This window comes from Sandaracinobacter sp. T42 (assembly GCF_059115405.1).
In genome coordinates this window covers 1,223,915-1,241,609 of the sequence record NZ_CM181101.1, presented here as the reverse complement: position 1 = coordinate 1,241,609, position 17,695 = coordinate 1,223,915, and the positions used below count along the sequence as shown (strand labels likewise).

18 protein-coding genes and 1 other RNA gene are annotated in these 17,695 nt (G+C 66.9%); 7 read left to right on the top strand and 12 right to left on the bottom strand.

All coding sequences use genetic code 11. From position 1 onward, the window contains the following. The first annotated feature begins 74 nt into the window (after positions 1 to 74). From ACW9TV_RS05950 to ACW9TV_RS05940, 3 genes are read left to right on the top strand one after another with little or no spacing between them, the layout of a single operon-like run. Positions 75 to 1,106, top strand: coding sequence for an arginine N-succinyltransferase (locus ACW9TV_RS05950; RefSeq protein ID WP_494304930.1), 1,032 nt, complete (start codon positions 75 to 77; stop codon positions 1,104 to 1,106). Then, the gene (astD, locus tag ACW9TV_RS05945; protein WP_494305046.1) at positions 1,099 to 2,538 is read left to right on the top strand and encodes a succinylglutamate-semialdehyde dehydrogenase; all 1,440 of its coding nucleotides are present in this window, start codon (positions 1,099 to 1,101) and stop codon (positions 2,536 to 2,538) included. Before ACW9TV_RS05950 ends, astD begins: the two co-directional genes overlap by 8 nt. Continuing rightward, positions 2,538 to 3,830, top strand: a complete 1,293-nt coding sequence (locus ACW9TV_RS05940; RefSeq protein WP_494304929.1) for an N-succinylarginine dihydrolase — start codon at positions 2,538 to 2,540, stop codon at positions 3,828 to 3,830. The genes astD and ACW9TV_RS05940 overlap by 1 nt, the downstream gene beginning before the upstream one ends. 108 nt (positions 3,831 to 3,938) lie before the next feature. Here ACW9TV_RS05940 and ACW9TV_RS05935 read toward each other — a convergent pair whose 3' ends face one another. The 4 genes from ACW9TV_RS05935 to gluQRS are packed head-to-tail and all read right to left on the bottom strand — an operon-like array spanning position 3,939 to position 7,740. Next, positions 3,939 to 5,999: a M13 family metallopeptidase gene (locus ACW9TV_RS05935; protein ID WP_494304928.1), complete on the bottom strand. Its 2,061-nt coding sequence runs from the start codon at positions 5,997 to 5,999 to the stop codon at positions 3,939 to 3,941. A 42-nt stretch (positions 6,000 to 6,041) separates the two neighbouring features. Continuing rightward, a complete protein-coding gene (locus ACW9TV_RS05930) occupies positions 6,042 to 6,608 on the bottom strand; it encodes a cob(I)yrinic acid a,c-diamide adenosyltransferase (RefSeq protein WP_494304927.1) in 567 nt (188 codons plus the stop codon). A 14-nt stretch (positions 6,609 to 6,622) separates the two neighbouring features. After that, on the bottom strand, positions 6,623 to 6,835 hold the full coding sequence (locus tag ACW9TV_RS05925; protein WP_494304926.1) for a twin transmembrane helix small protein: 213 nt from the start codon (positions 6,833 to 6,835) through the stop codon (positions 6,623 to 6,625). A gap of 44 nt (positions 6,836 to 6,879) precedes the next feature. After that, entirely contained in the window at positions 6,880 to 7,740 is an 861-nt protein-coding gene (gene gluQRS / locus ACW9TV_RS05920; protein ID WP_494304925.1) for a tRNA glutamyl-Q(34) synthetase GluQRS, read from the bottom strand. Positions 7,741 to 7,899: 159 nt separating this feature from the next. On the opposite strand from gluQRS, the gene ACW9TV_RS05915 reads away from it, so the two are divergent. Further along, positions 7,900 to 8,505: an HNH endonuclease gene (locus ACW9TV_RS05915; RefSeq protein WP_494304924.1), complete on the top strand. Its 606-nt coding sequence runs from the start codon at positions 7,900 to 7,902 to the stop codon at positions 8,503 to 8,505. Between the two features lie 68 nt (positions 8,506 to 8,573). On the opposite strand, the gene ndk is transcribed toward ACW9TV_RS05915, so the two are convergent. Further along, on the bottom strand, positions 8,574 to 8,996 hold the full coding sequence (gene ndk, locus ACW9TV_RS05910) for a nucleoside-diphosphate kinase (RefSeq protein WP_494304923.1): 423 nt from the start codon (positions 8,994 to 8,996) through the stop codon (positions 8,574 to 8,576). Positions 8,997 to 9,338: 342 nt separating this feature from the next. Beyond that, positions 9,339 to 9,713, bottom strand: an RNA gene (rnpB, locus tag ACW9TV_RS05905) — RNase P RNA component class A. 67 nt (positions 9,714 to 9,780) lie between these two features. Here rnpB and ACW9TV_RS05900 point away from each other — a divergent pair. After that, the gene (locus ACW9TV_RS05900) at positions 9,781 to 10,146 is read left to right on the top strand and encodes a DUF4870 family protein (RefSeq protein ID WP_494304922.1); all 366 of its coding nucleotides are present in this window, start codon (positions 9,781 to 9,783) and stop codon (positions 10,144 to 10,146) included. A 16-nt stretch (positions 10,147 to 10,162) separates the two neighbouring features. Further along, positions 10,163 to 10,546, top strand: coding sequence for a hypothetical protein (locus ACW9TV_RS05895; protein WP_494304921.1), 384 nt, complete (start codon positions 10,163 to 10,165; stop codon positions 10,544 to 10,546). 42 nt (positions 10,547 to 10,588) lie between these two features. Here ACW9TV_RS05895 and aroC read toward each other — a convergent pair whose 3' ends face one another. From aroC to ACW9TV_RS05870, 5 genes are all read right to left on the bottom strand, one after another. Continuing rightward, complete coding sequence (gene aroC / locus ACW9TV_RS05890) at positions 10,589 to 11,665, bottom strand: chorismate synthase (protein WP_494304920.1); 1,077 nt, start codon at positions 11,663 to 11,665, stop codon at positions 10,589 to 10,591. Between the two features lie 65 nt (positions 11,666 to 11,730). Next, positions 11,731 to 12,270 carry a hypothetical protein gene (locus ACW9TV_RS05885; RefSeq protein WP_494304919.1) on the bottom strand — a complete coding sequence of 180 codons (540 nt, stop codon included), beginning with the start codon at positions 12,268 to 12,270 and terminating at the stop codon, positions 11,731 to 11,733. 349 nt (positions 12,271 to 12,619) lie between these two features. Beyond that, positions 12,620 to 13,411 (bottom strand): enoyl-ACP reductase FabI, encoded by a 792-nt coding sequence (fabI, locus tag ACW9TV_RS05880; RefSeq protein WP_494305045.1) that lies wholly within the window; start codon positions 13,409 to 13,411, stop codon positions 12,620 to 12,622. Positions 13,412 to 13,444: 33 nt separating this feature from the next. Further along, positions 13,445 to 14,344, bottom strand: a complete 900-nt coding sequence (locus tag ACW9TV_RS05875; protein WP_494304918.1) for a YihY/virulence factor BrkB family protein — start codon at positions 14,342 to 14,344, stop codon at positions 13,445 to 13,447. A gap of 31 nt (positions 14,345 to 14,375) precedes the next feature. Beyond that, positions 14,376 to 15,263, bottom strand: coding sequence for a DnaJ C-terminal domain-containing protein (locus ACW9TV_RS05870; RefSeq protein WP_494304917.1), 888 nt, complete (start codon positions 15,261 to 15,263; stop codon positions 14,376 to 14,378). Between the two features lie 121 nt (positions 15,264 to 15,384). On the opposite strand from ACW9TV_RS05870, the gene pdxH reads away from it, so the two are divergent. Continuing rightward, positions 15,385 to 15,972: a pyridoxamine 5'-phosphate oxidase gene (gene pdxH / locus ACW9TV_RS05865; RefSeq protein WP_494304916.1), complete on the top strand. Its 588-nt coding sequence runs from the start codon at positions 15,385 to 15,387 to the stop codon at positions 15,970 to 15,972. 1 nt (position 15,973) lies between these two features. Here pdxH and glpD read toward each other — a convergent pair whose 3' ends face one another. Next, on the bottom strand, positions 15,974 to 17,431 hold the full coding sequence (gene glpD, locus ACW9TV_RS05860; protein ID WP_494304915.1) for a glycerol-3-phosphate dehydrogenase: 1,458 nt from the start codon (positions 17,429 to 17,431) through the stop codon (positions 15,974 to 15,976). Positions 17,432 to 17,695: the final 264 nt, after the last annotated feature.

Here is a 17,695-nt window from a genome sequence, read left to right as displayed (position 1 = left end):
CTCCGCCGCAGAAAATTCGGTTTGCACCGCATTCTTTCGTTACCCCGGTTCCACCCCGTGGGGCAAGAAGGGGCATGGCGACAGCTGAAGTGAATCTCTCCGAATGGCGTGTCCGTCCGGCCGGGCCGGGGGATCTCTGCGGCCTGAAGGCGCTTGCGGAACTGACGGGGGGCGGGTTCACCAACCTGCCCAACGATCGCGCCGCCCTCGCGGCGCGCATCGAACGCTCCGAAGCCAGCTATGCCGCCCGCATCACCGAACCGGAGGACGAGAATTATCTTCTCGTCCTCGAACATGTGCCGTCCGGCCGCATCGGCGGCACCGCCTGCCTGTTCAGCCGGGTCGGCGTGCGCTGGCCATTCTATTCCTACAAGCTCACGACCCTTTCGATGCACTCGCAGGAGCTTGGCCGCACCTTCCGCACCCAGGTGCTGCATCTGGTGAATGATTTCGAAGGCGCCAGCGAAGTCGGCGGGCTGTTCCTTCACCCTGATCTGCGCACCGGCGGGCTCGGCCGCCTTCTGGCCCGCAGCCGCTATCTGTTCCTCGCCCTGCACCGCCCCCGGTTCGGGGACAGGGTGCTGGCCGAACTGCGCGGGCGCATGCGCCCCGATGGCAGCGCCCCCTTCTGGGATGGCCTTGCGGGCAAGTTCTTCGGCATGGGCTTTCAGGAAGCCGATGCCTTCAACGCCACGAAGGGCAACCAGTTCATCGCGGATCTGATGCCCAAATATCCCGTCTATGTGGCCCTGTTGCCCGAAGAGGCCCGGGATGCGCTGGGCCAGCCGCACGAACAGGGGCAGGCCGCAATGCGCATGCTTCAGGCGGAGGGGTTCGCCTTCCACGGCTATGTCGACATCTTCGATGGCGGGCCGACGCTGGATACCCGGGTGGCAGACATCCGCACGGTGCGCGAAGCCGTGCCCGCCCGTGTCACGGGAACGGCCAATGGCCATGGCGGCACGGTGCGGCTGGTCGCCGGCGGCCGGCTGAAGGATTTCCGCTGCGCCGCCCTTCCGCTTCGCATGTCCGACGATGGCGAACTGCTGGCCGGCGCCGAAGGACCATTCAGCGTCGAAGACGAGGTGTTGCATGCCCATTTCTGAAACCCTGCAGAGCATCCGCCCCCATGACGGCAGCCTGCTGTGGGAAGGCACCGTCGCATCGCAGTCCGATGTGGCGGCGGCCGTGGCGCGCGCCCGCGCCGCCCAGCCCGGCTGGGCCGCAGCCGGGCTGGATGCCAGGATCGCCGTCGTCCGCGCCTTCAGGGCCGCCGTCGAGGCAGAAGCGGACAGCTTCGCCTGCCTGATCGCCCAGGAAACCGGAAAGCCCTTCTGGGAAGCGCGGACGGAAGTCGGCAGCGTCGCCGCCAAGGTGGAAATCTCCGTCACCGCCCATGCCGAACGGACGGGCAGCCGCGAAGCCCCCTTCGCGGCCGATCCGGCCGGCGCAATGCAGGCGCTCAGGCACAAGCCCCACGGCGTGCTGGCGGTGCTGGGCCCCTACAATTTCCCGGCCCATCTGCCCAACGGCCATATCGTGCCGGCGCTGATCGCGGGCAACGCCATCGTCTTCAAGCCCAGCGAACTCACCCCCGCCACCGGCGCCTTCATGGCCGGGCTGTGGGCGAAGGCCGGCCTCCCCGATGGGGTGCTGACGCTCGTGCAGGGCGCGGGCGCGACCGGCCGCGCGCTTGCCGCCGCCGATACGGACGGGCTGCTGTTCACCGGTTCCGCCCCTACCGGCGCCGCGCTGGCCCGCCAGTTCGCGGAAACCCCGCACCGGATCCTCGCGCTGGAAATGGGCGGAAACAACCCGCTCGTCGTGTGGGATCTGGACGACGCCGACGTGGAAGCTGCCGCCCTCGTCATCGCCCAGTCCGCCTTCCTGTCGGCCGGGCAGCGCTGCACCTGCGCCCGCCGCCTGATCCTGCGGGAGGGCGCGCATGACAGACTGGTCGATGCCCTCCTTTCCATCCTGGACGGCCTCGTCATCGACCAGCCCTTTGCGGATCCGCAACCCTTCATGGGCTGCGTCATCTCCAACCGAGCGGCAGACAGCCTGCTGGCCCGCGCCGGCTCGATCCACGGCAAGACGATCCGCCCCCTGCTGCGGCTGAGGGAAGGCCTGCCCTTCCTGACCCCCGGCCTGGTGGACGTGACAGGCCTTGATGTGCCGGACGAGGAATTGTTCGGCCCCTTCCTGCAGTTGCAGCGGGTCTCCAGCTTCGAACAGGCCATCGCCAGCGCCAACGCCACCCGCTTCGGCCTGTCCGCCGCCCTGCTCGGCGGGGATCGCGCCCTCTATGACTGGTTCTGGGCGGACAGCCGCGCCGGCGTCGTCAACTGGAACCGCCCCACCAACGGCGCGGCCTCCAACGCGCCGTTCGGCGGCGTGGGCCTGTCCGGCAACCACCGCCCCAGCGCCTATTATGCCGCCGATTATTGCGCCTGGCCGGTGGCGAGCGTGGAGGCCGCCCGTCCCTTCATCGCCACCCCGCCCGGCGTTGCGGCGGCAAATGCAGGGGCCGCGCGCTGATGCCCGAACTCAATCTCGACGGCCTTGTCGGCCCCAGCCACAACTATGCCGGCCTCAGCCTTGGCAACCTCGCGGCGGAACGCAACGCGGGCGCCACCAGCGCCCCGCGCCGTGCCGCGCTTCAGGGCCTCGCCAAGATGCGGCTGCTCGTCTCATTGGGCGTGCCGCAAGGGCTGCTGCCCCCGCACCGCCGCCCCGCCACCCGCTTCCTGCGCAGCCTGGGCTTCGAGGGTGACGATGCCCGTGTGCTGGCCGACTGCGCCGCCGAGGATCCGCAGCTTCTGGCCGCCGCCTTTTCCGCCAGCAGCATGTGGACGGCGAACGCCGCCACCGTCAGCCCGGCCGCCGACACCGCCGACGGCCGCACCCATTTCACGGTTTCCAACCTCGTCACCATGGCGCACCGCAGCCAGGAATGGCCGGAAACCATGGCCCTGCTGAAGCTCGCCTTCGCGGACGAGCGGCATTTCGCGGTCCACTGGCCGGTGCCCCCCGGTTTCGGGGATGAAGGTGCAGCGAACCACATGCGCTTCTGCACGGGCCACGAAAGCGAAGGCGTCGAAGCCTTTGTCTATGGCCGCAACCGGGGCGGGGCCTTCCCGGCGCGCCAGCATGTGCGCGCCAGCCAGGCCGTCGCCCGCACCCATGGGGTGAAGCAGGCGCTGTTCCTTGAACAATCCGATGTCGCGATCCAGGCCGGCGCGTTCCACAATGATGTCGTCGCCGTCAGCAACGAACAGGTCCTGTTCGCCCATGAACAGGCCTTTGCGGACCGCGCCGCCACGATCGCGGCGCTGCAGGCGCGCGTGCCGGGCTTCACGCTGGTGGAAGCGCCCGCCGCGGACGTGCCGCTGGCCGATGCGATCGCCTCCTATGTGTTCAACGCCGCGCTCGTTTCCGTCGGTGGCGGAGAGATGGCGCTGATCCTCCCGAAAGAGGCGGAAGAAACGGAGAGCGTCTGGCGCTGGCTTCAGCGGGTCAAGCAGGATGCGGCGAACCCGATCAACCATCTGCATGTGCTGGATCTCAGGGAAAGCATGAAGAACGGCGGCGGCCCCGCCTGCCTGCGCCTGCGCGTGCCCCTGTCCGGCGAAGCGCTTGCCGCCGTGGATCCGCGTTTCCTGCTCGACGAAGCGAAAATCGACCGGCTGGAACGGCTGGTCGGCCAGTGGTGGCCAGAGGCGATCGCCCCGGCCGATCTCGCCAGCCCCGATCTGTGGCGACAGTGCCATGCCGCCCATGATGCGCTGCTGAAAGAGCTCGGTCTCGCGCCTGCCGAACTCGGGCTCTGAACCGCCCCGGTTTTCGGGCAGACTCACCCGAAGGCTGTTCCCCCCGGACGAACCGGGGGGATTGAACGAGATGGCATGCGCCTGAGGCGGCGGCCGCCGCCCGGCGCGCTACCAGATGTTCACCCGCTCTTCCTCGGGCAGGTACATCTTGTCGCCGGGCCTGACGTTGAACGCCTCGTACCAGGGTGCATGGTTGCGGGTCGTCAGCGGTCGCCAGTTGCCGGGGCTGTGCGGTCCCACCGTCAACTGCCGCTCCATCGCCGCATCGCGATATTTGCTGCGCCAGATCTGCCCGAAGCCCAGGTAGAAGCGCTGCGGCCCCGTCACGCCGTCGATCACCGGGGCCTTCCGGCCCTTCAGGCTCATCTGATAGGCATCCCAGGCGATGTTCAGACCGGCGATGTCGCCGATGTTCTCACCCAGCGAAAGCTTGCCGTTGATCCGCTTGCCCGGCAGCGGCTCATAGGTCTCCACCTGCCGCACCAGCACGTCGGACAGCTTCGTGAACCGCTCCACGTCGGCTGGCGTCCACCAGTCGGACAGCTTGCCGTCCGGGTCATACTTGCGGCCCTGGTCGTCGAAATGGTGGGTGATCTCGTGCCCGATCACCGCGCCGATCGCCCCGTAGTTCACCGCAGGATCGGCCTTCGGGTCGAAGAAGGGCGCCTGCAGGATGGCGGCCGGGAACACGATCTCGTTCCAGGTGGGGTTCGCATAGGCGTTCACCGTCATCGGGGTCATGAACCATTCGCTGCGGTCGATCGGCTTGCCCAGCTTGGCCAGGTTGCGGTCATATTCGAACGCATAGGCGCGGCGGGCATTGCCAACGGCATCGCCGCGAACCACCTCCAGCGCACTGTAATCCCGCCACACGTCGGGATAGCCGATCTTCGGCGTGAAGCGCGACAGCTTGAAGCGCGCTGCTTCGCGAGTCTTCGGATCCATCCAGGCAAGATTCTTCAGGCGCTTGTCCATGGCGGCGATGATGTTGGAAACCAGCTCATCCATCTGTGCCTTGGCTTCCGGCGGGAAATGGCGCGCCACATATTCCTGGCCGACCGCCTCGCCCAGCGCGCCGGTCGTCATGTTCACGGCCTGCTTCCAGCGGTCTTCCTGCAGGGGCGTGCCCGACAGGGTCTTGCCATAGAAGGTGAAATTCTCGTCCCGATAGGCCTTGGGCAGCAGCTGTGCCGCGCTGCGCAGCGTGTGATACCGCATCCAGGCCTGCCAGTCGGCGACGGGCGCTGTTTCGGCGAGCCGCGCGATTCCCTTCAGCGCAGACGGCTGGTTCACGTTCAGGCTTGCTTCCCCTGCAATGCCGGTGATGGCGCGGAACGCCGCCCAGTCCACCCCCGGAAAGCCTGAGGCAAGATCGTCGACGGGCACCGGATTGTAGCGCTTCTCGGCTTGCCGGTTCTCCACGTTCGTCCAGTGAACCCGGGCGATCTCCGTCTCCAGGGCCAGGACGCGGGCGGCCTGCGCCTTCGCATCCGCCTCCGGCACACCCGAAAGCTGCAGCATCCGGGCGACATGCGCTTCATAGGCGGCCTTCTGCGGCGCAAAACGCTCATCCAGATAATAATCCCGGTTGGGCATGCCCAGGCCGGCCTGCACAAGGCTCACCGTCATTTTCGACGGATCCTTCAGATCCTGCGAAATGCCCATGCGGAAAGGCGCAGGCCCGCCCTCGCGGTTGGCGCGGGCGAACGCATCCGAAAGCTGCTTGCGGGTGGCGATGGCGGCGATCGCGTCCAGTTCCGGCTTCAGGGGGGCAAGCCCGGCTGCCTCGATCGCGGCCTGGTCAATCAGCGTGGCATAGAAATCGCCCACCTTCTTCAGGTTGCCGGCGGCCTGCGGGTTGGCAGAGGCTTCTTCCACGATGGCGCGCGTCCGCGTCAGCGAAAGCTCGCGCAGAACGTCGAACATGCCCCACGAAGCCCGATCCGCGGGGATCTCCGTGTTCCGGTCCCAGGTGCCGTTCACATAGGCGACGAAATTGTCACCGGGCTTCACAGCCTTGTCCATGCCCGACACATCCACCCCGAAGGTTCCCAACCGGGGTCCGTCGGGGCGGGCGGCGGTTTCGGCTATGGCAGGGGCAAGGGCCAGCGGGGCGGCGGAAAGCAGCAGCACGGCGGACAGGCGCGCGAAAGCAGAAAGACAGGTCATGGAGTCTCCCGGAAGGCCCGTATCGGCACGGGCGGTTGGCAGTCAGCGATTGGCGGCAGGCACCCAGAGGATGTCGCCGCCGCCCTCGGCCCGGTTGGCGTGCCGGGCCATCACGAACAGATGGTCGCTCAGCCGGTTCAGATACTGGATCGCAACCGGGTTCACCGGCCCTTCGCCCTGCGCCATCACGGCCTCCCGCTCGGCCCGGCGCACCACCGTGCGCGCCTGGTGCAGATGCGCGGCCAGCGGCGTGCCGCCGGGCAGGATGAAGCTGTTCAGCGGCGCCAGTTCGGCGTTCATCGCGTCGATCTCGGCTTCCAGCCGACTCACCATCGCGGGCACCACGCGCAGCGCCTTGTCGTCGCGCCAGTCATCGCCCGGGGTCGCCAGATCGGCGCCCAGATCGAACAGGTCGTTCTGGATCCGCCCGATCATCGCCAGATGCTCGCCACGGGCATGCAGCCGGGCCAGCCCCAGCACGCTGTTCGCTTCGTCGGCGGTACCATAGGCGGCCACGCGCGGACTGTCCTTGCTGATACGGCTTCCGTCGACCAGCCCGGTCGTGCCGTCGTCACCCGTGCGGGTGTAGATCCTGTTCAGTTTCACCATGCCGATCAGGCCTGTCAGCCGCCGGAAAGGCCGCGCCCGCCGATCACGAGCAGCAGGATCACCAGCAGGATGGTCAGCGCCTGCAGGCCGACCCGCATGGACATGTACTTGTTGGATTGCTGGCCGCTGATATCCTTGCCCTGCGCCATGGTGATGATCCCGCGGATCAGCACATAGGCTGTGGCGCCGGCAGCCAGCACGATAAGCGCAATCAGAAGTCCGTTCATGGGCCCTTCCTACCAGCGCCCGCGTGTGAGCGCACCCCAAGAATTCAGGGCAGAAAGACGCAGTCCGGGCCATCCGGCGCCAGTTCGGCCAGCCGCGCGGCCAGTTCCGGGCCATCCACCCCCCTCGCCCGCAGCGCGGCAAGCGTTTCGGCCCGGTCGCGCTTCGCCAGCCGCCGCCCGTCCGGCGCCAGCAGCAGCCGATGGTGATGATAGCGCGGTGGTCGCAGCCCCAGCAGCGCCTGCAGCAGCCGCTGCATCGGCGTCGCGTCGATCAGGTCGCGCCCCCGCACGATGTCGGTCACGCCCTGGAAGGCGTCGTCCACCACCGCCGCCAGCATATAGCCCACGCCGATGTCCTTGCGCGCCAGCACGATGTCGCCGCCCGTCAGCGGATCGGCCGCCAAAGGGCCCCGCCCCGTCTCCAGCCATGTCAGCGGCCCGGCGATCGCCGCTGCCTTCGCCACGTCCAGCCGGATCGCCGGATCGCGGTTCGCGGCCCGCTTCGCCGCTTCGGCGGCGTCCATCGCCCGGCAGGTGCCGGGATAGAGCGGCTGCGCCCCGTGCGGCGCGGCGGCGGCGGCGGCGATATCGGCGCGGGTGCAGAAGCAGGGATAGGTCAGCCCCATCGCCGTCAGTTCGGCCAGCGCCGCCAGATGGGCCGCGCGCCGGTCCGTCTGCCGCAGCACCCCGTCCGGCTTCAGGCCCAGCCAGTCGAGATCGACCTGAATAGCCGCCACGAATTCCGGCCGACAGCGCGTCGAGTCGATATCCTCGATCCTCAGCAGCCAGCGCCCGCCACCCGCCCGTGCGAGCCGCGCGCCCAGCACGGCGGACAAGGCATGGCCCAGGTGCAGCAATCCGCTTGGCGAAGGGGCAAAACGGGTAACCGGGTGTGCAGCCTGCATCGGCGCTTGACCTCAACAATATCTGGTGCTGTCATACCAAAGACATACAGCCTCTGGTATAGGGGGCGCCATGAAGCGCAGGCGTGAAAGCGGCTGCCCGAAGTGCGATAGGGATGGTGGCGGACAGGCCTGCTCCGACGGAGATGAGGAGCGGCGGCCATGTATCATCCCGATGTGATTCAGGAACGATGGCGCCCCGGGCATGATCAGGGCCGCTGGCAGAGCCCGCAGGCCTGCCCGGCGCTGGTGCTGAACGCGGATTATACGCCATTGTCCTATTATCCGCTCAGCCTCTGGAGCTGGCAGGACGCGATCAAGGCCGCGTTTCTGGAACGGGTGGATGTGATCGCCCGCTACGAGCGGGAGATCCGCTCCCCCAGTTTCTCGATGCGCCTGCCCAGCGTGGTGGCGCTGCGCCAGTATGTGAAGCCCAGCCAGAACCCGGCCTTCACCCGCTTCAACCTGTTCCTGCGCGACCGTTTCAGCTGCCAGTATTGCGGCTCGACACATGATCTCACCTTCGATCATGTCGTCCCGCGGGCCTATGGCGGGCGGACCACCTGGCAGAATGTCACCACCGCCTGCGCGCCCTGCAACCTCCGGAAGGGCGGGCGCACGCCGGCCGAGGCGCACATGCTGCCCCGCAACCGGCCGGTGCAGCCCACCGCCCACCAGCTTCAGGAAAACGGCCGGGGCTTCCCGCCCCACTACTGCCACGAAACCTGGCGGGATTATCTCTACTGGGATACCGAACTGGAAGCCTAGCCGAACTGGAAGTCTGGCTTGCAGGGGGCGGCACAGGCCGGGGCTGCGGGCCCCGGCCCTGGCCGGCTTCAGCCGACGATTTCGTCCGGCTTGAAGAAGAAGGCGATCTCGATCGCGGCATTCTCCTCGCTGTCCGAACCATGCACCGTGTTCGCCTCGATGCTTTCGGCCAGTTCCCGGCGAATGGTGCCGGCGTCGGCGTTCGCCGGGTTCGTCGCACCCATCACGCGGCGGTTCAGCGCCACGGCGTCCTCGCCCTCCAGCACCTGAACCACGACCGGGCCGGACGTCATGAAGGCCACAAGGTCGTTGAAGAAGGGACGCTCGGCATGCACGGCGTAAAAGCCTTCGGCCTGCGCCTTCGTCATGTGGATGCGCTTCGAAGCGACAACACGCAGGCCGGCTTCTTCCAGCATGGTCGTCACCTTGCCGGTAATGTTCCGGCGCGTGGCGTCGGGCTTGATGATCGAAAAGGTCCGGGTGACGGCCATTGCAGATATCCTGTGCGTTGCTGGGAAATTGGCGGCGGCCTTTAGCCGAGCATGGTGCAACGCACAAGGCCACCCGACGCCCACATGCCCAAACCCAACCCGGCCCGCCCGGCGCCTGAGGGGGGCCCAACCACAACCGGTGGCGCAGCCACCGCAAGGCCGACCGGCCGCCCGGAGCGCAGCGGAGGAAGCCAAGGCGGGCGGATGCCCGCGCCCGGCGCCTGAGGGCCAGTCCACAACCGGTGGCGCAGCCACCGCAAGGCCGACCGGCCGCCCGGAGCGCAGCGGAGGAAAGCCAAGCGGGCGGATGCCCGCGCCCGGCGCCTGAGGGACAAACCATAAAGTACCAGAGGCCCTGTAAGCCGGGTTCTGTTCCCCTTGCGGGGGCGGCGACCATTCATCTCGGATGCGTGTCGCCACGCACCTCCAGCAACCAACCCGCACATCCAGGCCGGATCAGGCCCGCCTCTCGGCACGATGCGCCTATTCGGTCTTGCTCCCGGTGGGGTTTGCCGTGCCGCGCCTGTTGCCAGCCGCGCGGTGCGCTCTTGCCGCACCCTTTCGACCTTGCCTTCACCCCGGGGGGCCGGAAGGCGGTCTGCTTTCTGTGGCACTGTCCCTGGGGTCACCCCCGGCGGGCGTTACCCGCCACCGTCGATCCTTGGAGCCCGGACTTTCCTCGATCCCTTGCGGGGACGCGGCCGCCCAGGCCTCTGGCACCGCTTTTACTTGTGCGCCGGCGACGGAAAGGTCAAGGTTGCGGGGCAGGATACAGGAGGGCGCCTTGGCAGACGAACCCGTGAAGACGAACGATTTCGACATGAACCGGCCGACGATCATCAGCCTCCTCTATGTCGGCAGCTTCCTGGCCGGCGTCACCTCCATCATCGGCGTCATCCTGGCCTATGTCTGGAACGGGGAGGCGCACGAAAGCTGGCAGGACAGCCACTTCCGCTATCATATCCGCACCTTCTGGATCGGCTTCGTCTGGTCGTTCGTGGCGCTCATCGGCGCCATCCTGACGCTCGGGCTTCTCGCCTGGGCGCTGTTCCCGCTGGTCGCCATCTGGTTCGCCGCCCGCGCCATCAAGAGCCTGATGGCTGCGCAACGGCATGAACCCGTCCAGAATGTGACAACCTGGTTCGTCTGAGGAAAGGATCACCGCGATGAGCCCGCGCCCCAAGGACGCCGACGAAGCCCCCGAAGCCTTCAACAGCGAACAGGATGATGGCCCGCAGGCACAGGACGTGGCGGAAGATGCGCTCAACCCCGGCCCGGTGCTGCAGGACAGCGTGCATGGCCCGTCCGATCCGACCAGCCTCTACGACGACGAGCCGGACGACCTTGTCGACGTGATGCGCGAAATGGTGGAATCGGGCGAGATCGACACCGGCGCCTTCGAAGGCGAGCCGATGCACGACGACGAGGAAGACATATTGGGCGACACCGACCCTGGCGACGACGCGCTCGAGTCGATCCCGGATCTGGACAGCGACCTGTCGGACCTCGACAGCGACTGGGGCGAGGACGACCTGAGCGCGGACGAATAACCCGCCCGACTCTAAGGCAGGCTCATCAAGGGAAACGCGTGATCAGCGCCCCGTCTGTCCGCGGTGCATCAGCATCGCATCCGCCAGCACCAGCGCCATCATCGCCTCTGCCACCGGCGCCGCGCGGATACCCACGCAGGGATCGTGCCGCCCTTTCGTCACGATCTCGGCCGCCTCCCCGTGCTGTGTCACCGTTTCCACGGGCGTCAGGATGGAACTCGTTGGCTTCAGCGCCAGTCGCACCACCACCGGCTGGCCCGTGCTGATCCCGCCCGCCACGCCGCCGGCATGGTTCGCCAGGAACAGCGGCTTGCCGCCCGGCCCGGGGCGCATCGCGTCGGCATTCTCCTCCCCGCGCAGCTTCGCGGCGTGAAAGCCGTCCCCGATCTCCACGCCCTTCACCGCATTGATGGACATCATGGCGGCGGCCAGCTGCCCGTCCAGCTTGTGATAGAGGGGCGCGCCCCAGCCCGCCGGCACGCCCTCCGCCACCACTTCCACCACCGCCCCCAGAGAGGAGCCCGACTTGCGCGCGGCATCGAGCGCGGCTTCCCAGCGCGCGGCGGCCTTCGCATCGGGGCAGAAGAAGGGGTTGCGGTCGATTTCGGCCGCATCGAAGTTCGCCCGGTCGATGGCGTCCCCGCCCAGCTCCACCAGATAGCCGCTGATGGCGATATCCGGCCCCAGAACCGCGCGCGCCACCGCGCCCGCCGCCACCCGCGCCGCCGTTTCCCGGGCAGAGGATCGCCCGCCGCCACGCGGATCGCGGAAGCCATATTTGGCATCATAGGCATAGTCCGCATGGCCGGGGCGGTATTTCACGGCAACGTCGGAATAGTCCTTCGAGCGCTGATCCACATTGCGGATCATCAGGCTGATCGGCGTGCCGGTGGTGCGCCCCTCATACACGCCGGACAGGATCTCGACCGTATCCGGCTCCTGCCGCTGGGTGGTGAAGCGCGACTGGCCGGGCCGCCGCTTGTCGAGAAAGGGCTGGATATCCCCCTCGCTCAGCGCCAGCCCCGGCGGGCACCCATCCACCACAGCGCCCAACGCCGGCCCATGGGATTCCCCCCAGGTGGTGAAACGGAAGAGATGGCCGAAGCTGTTGTGCGACATGGCCTTCGGATGCGGGATCAGACGCAGAATGGCAAGGTGCCGGGCAAACCCCGGCACCTTGTGCATTAGAAGTTGAACGGCTCTGCTGTCAGGGCGTTAACGGTCTGGCCGGGAAGCATCACGGCCGATCTGCCCGAAATCAGGATGGACCCGAACAACGCGCCAACCGTGTTTCCCTTCCCTTCCTGACGATGCTTGCCCATCAGCTTTACTCGCTGGCCGTTCACTGTGACATCATCGAACGTCACTTCGAATTTGCCTGATTTGCCGCCTATGGCTCGGCCAGTCTTCCAGCTTACGGTGCCCATCGCAGACGAACCACGCGGGATTGCGACCACACCTCCTTCCACAACGTCTTCTGCCACACTGAAGCGAACTCGATTGCCAACTTCGACCGTTTTCGAACTAACTTCTTCCAGTGCATTCAATTTGATAGGTGTACTTGTTGGCAGCACTCTTGTCTTTGTTGGAGTGACAGTAGGCATTGCGGCGGACTGCGCAGCCGGTTGGGCAGTGGAATTCATTTCGACAACATAGCCGGATTGTGCAGATGCAACATTTGCAGCCAAGAGCATCGCGCCAAGAGACGCGGCACGAATAACCATATGGATTCCCCTCTTATTAGGTCCGACATTCGAGGTCGGATGGTTGATTGTCTAATCAGCATGGCGCAGGCGCGTTACAAGTCAAGTGCGCCCATCGAGCGATTTAGCAATGGTATAAATATTGCGGATTATGGAGCCGCCAATCCAGTTCCAAAGATTTTGCTGTAAACATAGCGCAAGATGGGAATCATCTAAAAATAACCGAAGGAACCAGATGATAGGATTTGGTCGCATGATAGGCTGTTTGCACGGCTGAAAGCGCTCCCTCGCCTCGCGCAGGCAGGTTATGTGTTGGTGCTTTGGAACAGCAATATCGTTCTGGCGGATCGGTTGGATGCCGCAGGCTCCCTCACGCCAGCGCAATATCCGGCGCGTCCTCGGCCTTCATGCCCACCACATGATAGCCGCTGTCCACATACAGCACCTCGCCTGTCGTGCCGGAGGCGAGGTCAGAGAGCAGATAGACGCCCGCGCCGCCCACATCTTCCAGCGTGGTGTTGCGCTTCAGCGGCGCGTTCAGCTCGTTCCATTTCAGGATGTAGCGGAAGTCGCCGATGCCGCTGGCGGCCAGCGTCTTCACCGGGCCGGCCGATATGGCGTTCACGCGGATGTTGTCGCGGCCGAAATCCACTGCCAGGTAGCGCACGCTGGCTTCCAGCGCCGCCTTGGTCACGCCCATCACATTATAGTGCGGGATCACCTTTTCCGCGCCGTAATAGCTCAGCGTCAGCAGCGAACCACCGTTCGGCATCATCGCGCCCGCGCGGCGGCAGACGGCGGTGAAGCTGTAGCAGCTGATGTCCATCGACATCAGGAAATTCGCCCGGCTGGTGTCGGCATAACGGCCGCGCAGCTCGTTCTTGTCTGAAAAGCCGATGGCGTGAACGACGAAGTCGATCGTGGGCCACAACGCCGCAAGATCGTCGAACAGCTTGTCGATCGATTCGTCGGAGGAAACGTCGCAATCGAACAACAGCGGCGCGCCCAGCGATTCCGCCAGCGGCCGCACCCGCTTCTCCAGCGCCTCGCCCTGATAGCTGAAGGCGAGTTCCGCACCCTGCGCGCTCAGCGCCTGGGCGATGCCCCAGGCGAGCGAACGATCATTCGCGACCCCCATGATGAGCCCGCGCTTACCCGTCATCAAACCCATGTGCTTCTCCACTTTGGGGCGTTTTTAGTCCGTCGACGCCTGAATGGAAGGGCTATTGAGGGGATCCTCGGGCGGCTGCGCCAGCGCCGCGTTCAGTTCGGTGCCGAATACCAGCGCAAAACCAACGCCATAGAAGAACAAGAGGGCCAGCATCACGCCCGACAAGGTGCCATAGGTCAGGCCCATGTGCCCGAAGGCGGACACGGCCGGGCCCAGCAGCAACAGGCCGACAACCCAGGCCAGCGTCGTGACAAGCGCGCCGGGCCAGCTGGCGCTGCTTGCATACATCTTGGGAACCAGCAGCCGGAACAACCCCCACAACGCCAGGAAGATGAACACCGGCACCAGCAGCCGCGACCAGTCCAGCCAGCCGGGGCTCGCCTTCAGGTGGGGAAACAGATGGCGCAGCGATTTCAGCACAACGACCAGCACGAACTGCGACAGGAAGGCGATGATCACCAGCAGCATCGCAACCAGCGTGCCGCCAACCGACATCAGCCGGTATTCCAGGAAGTTCCGCGCCAGCGGCACCTCGTAGGCGCGATGGATGATGTCGCGCAGCGTTTCGATGAAGGTGGTGACGGTCCACAGCGCCACCACCCCGCCCAGCCACAGCAGGTTGCCGGTGCGGGCCTGCAGCACTTCCTCGATCACGGGCGCGAACAGGTCCGCAAGGGTTACGGGCAAGGCGCGCAGCATGCCGTCTATGGCATATTGCCCGGCTGCGGTCTGCCCGAAGGCAGCCGTCACCGCCGTGATCAGGATGATCAGCGGCAGCAGGGTGACAAGGCTGAGATAGGCAAGATTGCCGGCGTGGATATAGCCGTCGCGCAGGGTGCGGCCCAGCGTGCGGCGGGCGACGGCGTAGGTGCGCGGCAGCCGGATGGCGAACCGGTCGATCTGCCGCGCCGGCCAGGCAAGCATGCCCCCCGGATGCATGCGGGGGGCCCCCATCTCAGGCCTGCACCCGGGCCTTCAGGAAATCGGCCAGTTCCGGATCGGCCGGAATGTCCACCAGCACGCGCGCCAGCAGATCGCCGCGGCTGCCGTCCTTGCGGGTGAAGCCCTTGCCCTTCAGGCGCAGCAGTCGGCCCGACGTAGTGGCCGGCGCGATCGTCGCCATCACCTCGCCTTCGGGCGTGGGCACCCGCGCCTTGCCGCCCAGCACCGCGGTTTCCAGCGGCACCATCGCATCGGTGCGCAGGTCGAATCCGTCCCGCGTGAAGCGGGCGTCCGGCTGGATCAGGAAGGTCACATGGGCGTCGCCCGGCCCGGCCGGCCCCTGATCCCCCTGCCCCGGCAGGCGCACCTGCTGATTGTCCTCCACGCCCTTCGGAATCGCCAGTTCGATCGTCTTGCCGTTCCGCAGCGCCAGCCGCACGGTTCGGGCGAGCGCCGCATCCGCGAAGGGCACGGTCAGCCGGTAGTTCACATCGGCCCCGCGCTGGGGCGGCTGGCGGAATCCACCCGCACGTCCACCCGCCGTGCGGCCGAACAGCTCGGAAAACAGATCCGAAGGATCGCCGCCGAAGTCGAAATCGAAATCGGGCGCCGCACGTCCGCCGGGCCGCCCGCTCGGGCGATAACCACCCGCCCCGCCGCCGAAACCCGTAAACTTCGGATTGCCCTGCTCGTCGATCTCGCCCCGGTCGTATTTCCCCTTCTTGTCCGGATCGGACAGGATCTCATAGGCAGCGGTCACCGATTTGAACCGCTCCATCGCCTTGGGATTGTCCTTGTTCCTGTCAGGGTGAAGCTCCTTCGCCAGCTTGCGATAGGCGCGCTTGATGGCGGCAGCGTCGGCCGTGCGGGGCACCCCCAGTTCGGAATAGAGATCTGCCATCAGCTGTTACAGGCTCCGCGCAGAAACTGTTGCACAAAAGTCACACTCGATATAGGCGCTGTCCCCGCCTGCGGCAAGGCACCGGCTTGCAGCCCCGGGCCTGCGGGCCTAGCGAGGGGACATGACGACCGATCCTTACGCGCTTTTTGGAGACTGGTTTGCCGAGGCGCAAGCCGCAGAGCCGAATGACCCGGGCGCCGTCGCCCTGGCGACAGTGGAGCCCGATGCGGACGGACTGCCCCGGCCCGACGTGCGCATCGTGCTGATGCGCGGCTTCGACACCAACGGATTCCTCGTCTTCACCAACTACGACAGCGCCAAGGGCCGCCAGATCCGGCAATGCCCCACCGCGGCGCTGTGCTTTCACTGGAAATCCATCCGCCGGCAGGTGCGCGTGCAGGGGTCGATCGGCCGGGCCACGGTTGCCGAAAGCGATGCCTATTTCGCCGGCCGTCCCCGCCCCAACCAGTTGTCGGCCTGGGCGTCGCGCCAGTCGGAACCGCTCGACCGGCGCGAGACATTCGAGGCGCGACTGGCCGAAATGGACGCCCGTTTCCCCGCAGACGTCCCAAGGCCCGGGAACTGGGGCGGATACCGGCTGGTGCCGGACAAGATCGAGTTCTGGGAGGATCGCCCCGGCCGCCAGCACTGGCGCACCCTGTTCACACGCACCGCCGACGGCTGGGCGGAAGGGCTTCTGTTCCCCTGATCTAGGCGCCGAAAAAGGCCCACACCTGCGCCTGGCCCTGCGCATCCATGTGCAGGCCCATCTTCGTGCGGCGCCACAGTGCGTCCGCCGCTGTCCGGGCCCATTCCCGGTCGCGCATGTGCTGCAGTTCCGTCTCGAATAGCCCGCCCATGTTCGCACCCAGGCCTTCGGACAGCATCCTGTCCGTCTCTGTTCCCCACAGATGCGCCATGCGCGCCACGATCGCGGGATCGTAAAGATTGTGCCGCGCCTTCAACTGCATCAGCCAATGATCGAAATCGGCCCGCGCGCTGCCGCCCAGCCGCGGCACATCCCCGCCCGGCAGCGGGGCCGCATGAGTCCAGGGCTTCGTTTCGGGAAACAGGCGCTTCAGCACCGCTTCCGAAAGCAGGCGGTAGGTCGTGATCTTGCCGCCGATCACCGTCATCGCCCGCTGGCCCTCGTGCGGCACCAGCTTCCAGTCCCGCGTGGTTTCACGCGCACCCTTGCCTTCCTCAAGAACCAGCGGGCGGACTCCGGCAAAGCGGTGCACGATGTCGGCCGATGACAGCGGCTTCGCCAGGCTGCGGTTCACCGCCGCCAGCAGATAGGCTTCCTCCGCCCCGGTCAGGCTGTGCGCCGCGGGATCGGCAACCGGCGTTTCGGTGGTGCCGATCAGGCTGAACTCATTCTCCCAGGGGATCACGAAGATGATCCGCCCATCCGGCTGCTGCAGCATCCAGGCGTCCGCCGTACGGTTCACCTTGCGGGTCACGATATGCCCGCCCTGCACCAGCGACAGGCGCGGCGCATCGGCCATGCCCATAAGCCGTCCGGCCACCTCCCCCGCCCATGGCCCGGCGCAGTTCAGAAGCTGCCGGCCCGCATGCCGGCGGCCGGAAGCCGTCTCCACCTCCCAGCCGAAATCCGTCGGCCGGGCGGCGGTCACGGGATCGCGGGGGGCGATCAGCGCACCCCGGTCGGCCGCGTCGCGGGCGTTCAGGATCACCAGCCGGCTGTCGTCGATCCAGCCATCCCAGTAGCGGAAGGCCTGGCGAAGGTGGCGGGCAAAGGCCGGTCCGGCCGCATCCTTCTGCAGTTCCACCGTCTGGCTGCCCGGCACTTCGCGGCGGCGGGCCAGATGGTCATACAGGAACAGCCCCAGGCCGATCATCCAGCGCGGCCTCAGATGCGGCTCCAGCGGCAGCAGGAAGGGCATGGGCCGGCTGATGTGCGGGGCGTTGCGCAGGATCACCTCGCGCTCGGCCAGCGCCTTGCGCACCAGGGCGAACTCGCGGAACTCCAGATAGCGCAGCCCGCCATGAACCAGCTTCGACGAAGCCGAAGACGTCGCCCCGCCGATGTCCCCTGCTTCCAGCAGGGTGACGCGCAAACCGCGCCCGGCGGCGTCACGCGCCACGCCTGCGCCGTTCACGCCGCCGCCGATGATCAGCAGATCCTGGATGTCGGCTTCGGCCATCCCCCGTGCCTAGCGGAGGCGGGCCGGATTCGGGAAGGGGCGGATTCGGGAAGGGTGCGGGCACGTCAGGGAAGGATGCCGCCCCGCGGCCCGCGCTCCGGCGGCGCAGTCTCTGGCCCCTTTTTCCCGCAGGCGGAAAATGTCGCTGCCACAAGCGGGAGGGCGTGGCACGCGCGCCGCTGCGCTAGACGAAGCGCATGGCCGATTGGGGAGGTCGGCGGGTGGGCCGCAGTGTGGGCTGCGGCCATGCGAAGGTCGCGCTTG

Bases quoted from the DNA above. Each gene is read 5' to 3' on its own strand.
- aroC (WP_494304920.1), bottom strand. From the start codon at position 11,665: ATGTCGCACAACAGCTTCGGCCATCTCTTCCGTTTCACCACCTGGGGG.
- ACW9TV_RS05930 (WP_494304927.1), bottom strand. From the start codon at position 6,608: ATGGTGAAACTGAACAGGATCTACACCCGCACGGGTGACGACGGCACG.
- ACW9TV_RS05935 (WP_494304928.1), bottom strand. From the start codon at position 5,999: ATGACCTGTCTTTCTGCTTTCGCGCGCCTGTCCGCCGTGCTGCTGCTT.
- fabI (WP_494305045.1), bottom strand. From the start codon at position 13,411: ATGACGGGTAAGCGCGGGCTCATCATGGGGGTCGCGAATGATCGTTCG.
- ACW9TV_RS05925 (WP_494304926.1), bottom strand. From the start codon at position 6,835: ATGAACGGACTTCTGATTGCGCTTATCGTGCTGGCTGCCGGCGCCACA.
- ndk (WP_494304923.1), bottom strand. From the start codon at position 8,996: ATGGCCGTCACCCGGACCTTTTCGATCATCAAGCCCGACGCCACGCGC.
- ACW9TV_RS05895 (WP_494304921.1), top strand. From the start codon at position 10,163: ATGAGCCCGCGCCCCAAGGACGCCGACGAAGCCCCCGAAGCCTTCAAC.
- pdxH (WP_494304916.1), top strand. From the start codon at position 15,385: ATGACGACCGATCCTTACGCGCTTTTTGGAGACTGGTTTGCCGAGGCG.
- ACW9TV_RS05885 (WP_494304919.1), bottom strand. From the start codon at position 12,270: ATGGTTATTCGTGCCGCGTCTCTTGGCGCGATGCTCTTGGCTGCAAAT.
- ACW9TV_RS05915 (WP_494304924.1), top strand. From the start codon at position 7,900: ATGTATCATCCCGATGTGATTCAGGAACGATGGCGCCCCGGGCATGAT.
- ACW9TV_RS05940 (WP_494304929.1), top strand. From the start codon at position 2,538: ATGCCCGAACTCAATCTCGACGGCCTTGTCGGCCCCAGCCACAACTAT.
- gluQRS (WP_494304925.1), bottom strand. From the start codon at position 7,740: ATGCAGGCTGCACACCCGGTTACCCGTTTTGCCCCTTCGCCAAGCGGA.
- glpD (WP_494304915.1), bottom strand. From the start codon at position 17,431: ATGGCCGAAGCCGACATCCAGGATCTGCTGATCATCGGCGGCGGCGTG.
- ACW9TV_RS05870 (WP_494304917.1), bottom strand. From the start codon at position 15,263: ATGGCAGATCTCTATTCCGAACTGGGGGTGCCCCGCACGGCCGACGCT.
- ACW9TV_RS05950 (WP_494304930.1), top strand. From the start codon at position 75: ATGGCGACAGCTGAAGTGAATCTCTCCGAATGGCGTGTCCGTCCGGCC.
- ACW9TV_RS05875 (WP_494304918.1), bottom strand. From the start codon at position 14,344: ATGCTTGCCTGGCCGGCGCGGCAGATCGACCGGTTCGCCATCCGGCTG.